Origin of the sequence: Bacillus thermozeamaize (genome assembly GCA_002159075.1) — a bacterium.
Classification (GTDB): domain Bacteria; phylum Bacillota; class Bacilli; order ZCTH02-B2; family ZCTH02-B2; genus Bacillus_BB; species Bacillus_BB thermozeamaize.
Genome location: LZRT01000116.1, coordinates 1 through 5,174, shown reverse-complemented (window position 1 = coordinate 5,174; position 5,174 = coordinate 1). Strand labels below are relative to the sequence as shown.

2 protein-coding genes are annotated in these 5,174 nt (G+C 48.6%); both read left to right on the top strand.

Annotated features, from left to right (window positions below; all coding sequences use genetic code 11):
* The first annotated feature begins 634 nt into the window (after positions 1 to 634).
* Positions 635 to 3,397 carry a hypothetical protein gene (locus BAA01_07955; GenBank protein OUM84909.1) on the top strand — a complete coding sequence of 921 codons (2,763 nt, stop codon included), beginning with the start codon at positions 635 to 637 and terminating at the stop codon, positions 3,395 to 3,397.
* Between the two features lie 9 nt (positions 3,398 to 3,406).
* Positions 3,407 to 5,047, top strand: coding sequence for a type I-E CRISPR-associated protein Cse1/CasA (locus BAA01_07950; protein ID OUM84908.1), 1,641 nt, complete (start codon positions 3,407 to 3,409; stop codon positions 5,045 to 5,047).
* The last annotated feature ends 127 nt before the right edge of the window (positions 5,048 to 5,174 follow it).

Sequence of the window (5,174 nt, the reverse complement as noted above, 5' to 3'; positions counted from 1 at the left end):
TTTTCTACAATCGCAAACGAGTCCATTCGGCGATCGGGTATCTCACACCCATTCAATGCGAACAAATGTACGATTATGTTGCGTAATTTTCTCGATTCCATGTGTCCAATCTATTGACAGAGGTCCACGGGTGAATGCCATGCTCGGAAGCAAGCTGTGAAATCGACCTTTCCTCCTTCAGAATTTCCAGCACGATTTGGGCTTTTTGTTCCGGTGTAAACGTTCTGCGGATGGTTGTCATCAACTAAGAAACTCCTTTTTTGTTGTCTAGTTTTCGTAGTCCATTATACCGCGTATGCGGGGATGATCCCTCGACGCCCTGGTTGCGGAAAAGGTGATGGGGGTGCTCCCCGCGTATGCGGGGATGATCCCGGGCGTTGTGGGATGTGAAAGGAGCGAACGAGGTGCTCCCCGCGTATGCGGGGATGATCCCGACCTACAAACAAGCTGCCGACGCACATGGTCAATGAAAATTTAGCTAAGAACATGCGTTCCCTGACAATATATTGTCACAACTTGCTGGTAAGATGAAAAAAGGAAGGAGAATCCAACGAAACGAGAGAATTATTGTCATATTACGTTCTTTTAGTAATCGGACGGGGTGATTGCGATCCGATTGTCATCATTTTCAAGAATGGCCAGAAGCCTATGGGCAAAAAAATCTCGCAGCGGAGATTTGTTGTGGCTTCCTTTGCCGACCCATCTGGCCGATGCGGTTGAGATTGCTCGTCTTTTGTGGCGAATTTGGTTGCCGGAAGGTGTAAAATTGCAGATTGCCTCGGGTATCCATCTTGGGGACGTAGAAGAAGCCGAAAGACTGTTCATATTTTTGACTGCCGCCCACGACCTCGGTAAAGCAACTCCTGCTTTCGCCACCCAACAATCTGGCAACCGGGAACTCGATATGAGAATTCACGAACAGATTATGGATACCGGGTTGCCCATCAAACCCGAAGAAAACTATATGTTTCGAAATAAAACCCCTCATGCTTTGGCTTCCCAAGTCATCCTGACGGAGATGGGATGTCCTGAAAGTGTAGCAGTTGTACTTGGAGCCCACCATGGAAAACCTCCAGAACTGCAAATGTTGCAAAACAACTTGAGTGTTTTCAAAGCAAATTACGGCCATGATTTTCAAACCGGTCGATCAGAATGGAAAATTGTTCAGAAAGAATTGATCCAATTTGCACTGCATCAGGCCGGGTACGAGAATCTTGGGAATTTGCCCGAAATCAACATCACTGCCCAAGTATTGTTGAGCGGATTGCTGATAGTGGCTGACTGGATTGCAAGCGATTCCAGGCTTTTTCCATACATCCACCTGGATGATCGGACAGATCTGGATTCTAGACAAAGGGCCAAACAAGCCTGGAGCGAATTGGATTTCGTGCCGTTCTGGATGACGACTAACGAGTGGATGCAAGAAGATCTGTATCAACTGCGATTTGGCTTTGGCGCGGTCAATCCTATCCAGAAGTTCACAAGGGATGCTCTTGAACATGTAAGATCGCCCGGGATTATGGTGATTGAGGCGCCTATGGGTTCCGGCAAGACAGAGGCTGCGCTTGTTGCAGCGGAAATCATGGCGGATTTGACGAAACGCAGGGGCGTGTTTTTTGCGCTTCCGACACAGGCCACATCGGATGGAATATTTCCAAGGCTGGTTCAATGGTTGACTAGACTCGGCATCGAACAGGCATCGACTCGTTTAATGCACGGAAAGGCGCAATTCAATGATACATTCCGAAACTTGGCTTTTGGGAAGGGTATCAACGTTGATGAAGAAACGGAAGTTTTCGTGCACGAATGGTTCAATGGACGCAAACGATCGATTTTGGACGACTTTGTTATCGGAACGATCGATCAACTGCTCATGGCGGCACTCAAACAGAAACATGTGATGTTGCGCCATCTGGGATTGGCAAACAAAGTGGTCATCATCGACGAATGCCACGCCTTTGATGCCTATATGAACTGCTATCTTGAGCGGGCGCTGAACTGGCTGGGATCTTACGGCGTGCCGGTCATCGTTTTGTCGGCGACCCTGCCATTCGAAAAACGAAAAATGGTTGTCGAAGCATATTGCAACAAACGATTTGGTCCTTCCGGTTCCCGAAAATGGTTTGATCCGCTGGGCAAAAACAGGCTTCAGTCAAATCAGGATCGGCACAACAACCACGAGTGGATAAAAAACCGCGCCTATCCGTTGATCACCTACACAGATGGAACCGAAGTCAGGCAGGTGATCGTTCCCAGTCACGAAAGAAAAAAACACATTGAGATTGATTGGCTGGATGAACGGAACATTGAAGACAAATTGGCTGAATTGCTGCAGAACGGGGGATGTGCAGGGGTCATTGTGAACTCCGTCTCCAAAGCACAGAAGTTGGCTCGGCAACTGAAAGACAAATTCGGGAGGGAAACTGTCCAGCTTTTCCACTCGCGTTTCATTACGAAGGATCGAATGTCGAAGGAAAAAGCGCTGCTGTTGGAATTGGGCAAACCGGGAAACGGCGGAACAAGACCGGATTTTCGCATTGTCGTGGGCACTCAAGTATTGGAACAGTCGCTGGACATTGATTTTGATGTGTTGATTACGGAAATTTGCCCCATGGATTTGCTGCTGCAGCGGTTGGGGCGTCTTCATCGCCATGAGCGGGATCGACCGCTGCTTTTGAATTCACCAAGATGCTATGTGACGGGCATTCAAGGCAACGGATTTGACAAAGCCAGTGAGGCGATTTATGGCAAATATCTGTTGATGCGGACACGGGCCCGTTTGCCAAATGCCGTCATCGTCCCGGATGACATTCCTCATCTTGTCCAGGATGTATATGACGATTCGATTCATCTTATTCCGGAAGATGAAGCTTATTTGGAAGCCAAGAGAGTACACGAATTGATGTTGGGCGACAAACGTGCAAAAGCCAAGTCATATCGTGTAAATGAACCTCGGGTCATGGACACGATGATCGGATGGCTGGATATTGACATTTCGGACAAGAAAGGAGAAGCGGCTGTCAGAGATGCGAATGATTCATTCGAAGTGCTGTTGATTCAGCGGGATGCTTCAGGAACCTTCAGATTTTTGCCGTGGATCGAAAGCGGCAGGAATTTGGATCGATTTCATGAACCGCCGGAAAAGCTGGCCCGCGAACTTGCAAAGTGCAGCGTACAGTTGCCCGTTGCGGTCACAGGCCGGCACGACAACTTGGAGTCCGTGATCAGGCAGTTGGAAGAAGAAAACCGGCAGTGGTTGGCCGACTGGCAACAGTCGCCCTGGTTGCGCGGCGAATTGTTTCTGATCCTCGATGAAAGCTTATCGGTCAAGCTTGGAAAATACAGATTGACCTACCATAAGGATTTTGGATTGGAATATTTTGTTGAAGAGGGGTGAAGACGGATCGTGGCGACCGAAAAATCGTTCAATCTGCTCAGGGAACCATGGATCTTGGTTTTGAATGCCGCGGGTTCCATGGAAGAAGTCGGATTGCTTGAACTGTTTGAGAGAGCACATGAATTTCGGAGTCTGGCAGGAGAGCTGCCCACGCAAAATGTTGCCATCCTTCGGTTGTTGCTGGCGATATTATATTGCGTGTACGGGAGATATGATTTGGATGGACAACCTGCTTCGATTTTTGATGATGAAAGCGGAGAAGTTTGTCCGAGGGATGCCTTGAACCGCTGGAAAGAGTTATGGGATTCCGGCAGTTTTTCGCATCCCATTCTCCGCGAATATCTTGAGAATTATGAAGACCGATTCTGGCTTTTTCATCCGGAAAGGCCGTTTTATCAAGTTGCCGGGCTGAATGCGGGAACGAGATACTCAGCGGCGAAATTGAATGGTGAAATCAACCAAAGTGCCAACAAAGACCGGTTGTTTTCATCCCGCAGCGGCGAGGCCAAAGAAAGCTTGACGTATGCAGAGGCAGCCCGCTGGCTCATTCATCTCATCGGCTTTGATGATGCTTCAGCAAAACCGACAACAAGAGGCACTGGCATAAAGCTGCCAAGCATCGGGGTTGGCTGGTTGGGCAAATTGGGGCTTCTATATGTTCGAGGCGATACTTTGTTTGAAACGCTCATGCTGAATTTGGTATTTCTGCGAGACGGTAGATTGCCATGGAAAGATGGACGGGCCGCTTGGGAATTGGATGAAATCAGGACAGTAGAACGAAGCCGGGTTCCGATGCCGGAAAGCCCGATGGAACTGTTGACCCTTCAATCAAGACGGGTTCTTCTTGGCCGGCAAAATGGCAAAGTCGTGGATTATTTGCTGATCGGCGGAGACTTCTTTCCGGAAGAAAATGCATTTGCCGAACAGATGACTCTTTGGGTGAAAGAAAATTCAAGGGAAGGACCGGATATTTTCAAGCCGCGGCAGCATGATCCGGCAAAACAGGTGTGGCGTGACTTTGGTGCCCTTGTTCTGAATGGGGACAGCCATCGAGCACCGGGCGTCATTTCATGGTTGAGAGTCCTAAAATATCGCAATATCGTGAAGCTGCCCATGTTCAAGTTTTCGATCGTGGGCGTCAAATACGACAAATCCAATTCGTCATTTACAGATCTTTTCAGCGACGGCATTTCAATTCATGCCGATTTGTTGAATGAAGACAGGCTTGGCGAGCAATGGATCGGGCGCATTATGAACGACATCGAGATAACGGAACGACTGGTTCAACAGGTTGGATTGCTTGCCCAGAACATCGCCAAGGCCGAAGGGAATTCGGAGAAAGAGGGTGCCAAACGGCTGGCGAGTGAAATGCGGGCACAAGCCTACTTTCGATTGGACAGGCCTTTCCGGCAATGGCTCGAAGACATTGATCCTCATAAAGATCAGATGGAAGAGACTTCATCCAAATGGTGGGGGACTGCGCAACGCATCGTTCGTGATTTGGGCAAAGAAATGGTAGCTTCCTGCCACCCTCGCAGTTTCGCTGAACGTGTCGTCAAGCAAAACGGAAAGGAGCTGATCTATTCGATTCCCATTGCCTACAATCAATTCATGATCAACACGTCGAGTCCGGACCGGTTGGTAAAGTAGAAAGTCCAGCGGTAAGATGTCAAGTCCCTGATTCGTGAAAATTGGAAATTTTTTTGGCCTTAAAGCGCTCGAGTCAGGTAAATTGGCAACACCAAACCAAACCCAGTCGAAAATCAGGATGAATTCC

Excerpts from the sequence above, each read along its gene's own strand:
- BAA01_07955 (OUM84909.1), top strand. The coding sequence starts at position 635 with ATGGCCAGAAGCCTATGGGCAAAAAAATCTCGCAGCGGAGATTTGTTG.